Annotated in this window: 2 protein-coding genes; both read right to left on the reverse strand. The window is 53.2% G+C overall.

Annotated features, from left to right (window positions below; all coding sequences use genetic code 11):
- Positions 1 to 557: helix-turn-helix domain-containing protein (locus Q1A48_RS21215; RefSeq protein WP_299948844.1), on the reverse strand; the 557-nt coding region annotated here is incomplete at its 3' end.
- A 23-nt stretch (positions 558 to 580) separates the two neighbouring features.
- On the reverse strand, positions 581 to 1,298 hold a 718-nt coding region (locus tag Q1A48_RS21220; protein ID WP_299948845.1), incomplete at its 5' end, for an IS256 family transposase.

The following is a 1,298-nucleotide window of genomic DNA, read 5'->3' on the forward strand; positions in this document are numbered from 1 at the left end:
TGCTGGTATACACGTCCAACACCTTTGAATGTCCCAACGTAGAAGGTGTCCTGTGAGCCCAGATAACCAGGATGTTGGGTCTCAATTTCGCCGCAGGCTTCGTCATCATGACGTTTGCGTTCCAGAGCCTGAACCTGTGATTCAGTGAGAATCAGACCTTCCTTTGCCACTTTGGCTTCCAGCGCCTTCAGACGGAGCCTGAAGTTAGCCAGGTCATGCCGCAACCAGATGCTGCGAACCCCGCTGGATGACACAAAGACACCGCGCTTACGCAGCTCATTGGATACCCGTACCTGCCCATGAGCAGGCTCTTCCAGGGCATAAGCCAGCACTGCTTCTTCGATAGTCGGGTCAACGCGGTTATTGTGATTTGGCACCCGCTGGTTTTTCTCCAGCAGGGCGTCCACGCCGCCGCTGGATACGGCTTCTTTGTAACGATAGAAGGTATCTCGCGATACGCCGAGCATCTTACAGGCTTTGGAGATATTGCCGAGTTCTTCTGCCAGATTGAGCAGACCGGTCTTGTGTTTAATGATGCGATCGTTGAGGGTGTTCAAAACTCTGTGTCAGCCAAGTAGCCTCATAGGCTGATATATTTCTCCAGGCGATCCGGGAAGTGGATCGTCAGCTGTGACAGCGTCAAGTTCCAGTTCTGGATAGGGTGCGTCCAGCGCTCGGAGGCTTTCAGTATACCGGCGTAAAGCAGCTTGAGTAAGCTGTTCTCATTGGCAAAGCCGCCCTTGGTTTTAGTCAGCTTGCGGAACTGGCGGTGTACAGCCTCAACGGCGTTGGTGGTGTAAATCGGCGTACGCACGTATTCCGGATACTTGAAGTACGTCGATAGGGTGGGCCACTTGGCTCGCCAGGACTTGATCACCACCGGGTATTTTTCTCCCCACTTGGCCTCCAACTCGTCCAAGGCGTTCTCGGCAACATTGAGTGTTGCCGCCTTGTAGACGCACTTGAGGTCGGCCATAAAGGCCTTCTGGCTCTTCGAGGCCACGTACTTCATCGAGTTGCGAATCTGGTGGATGATGCAGTGCTGAATCTCGGTCTTGGGGTAGATGCTTTCAATGGCCTCAGGAAAGCCCTGCAGGCCGTCTATACAGGCAATCAGGATGTCTTTGATTCCACGATTGTAGAGATCAGTCAGAACGCTCAGCCAGTGGTGCGCGCCCTCCTGGTCAGACAGGTAGAGGCCCAACAACTCTTTCTTGCCTTCGATGTTCAGGCCAAGAATGGTGTAAATGGCCTTGCTGGTATAACGGCCATTTTCCTTGATTTTGTAGTGGATAGCG

The sequence above is a fragment of the uncultured Microbulbifer sp. genome (assembly GCF_947489355.1).
Taxonomy (GTDB): Bacteria; Pseudomonadota; Gammaproteobacteria; order Pseudomonadales; family Cellvibrionaceae; genus Microbulbifer.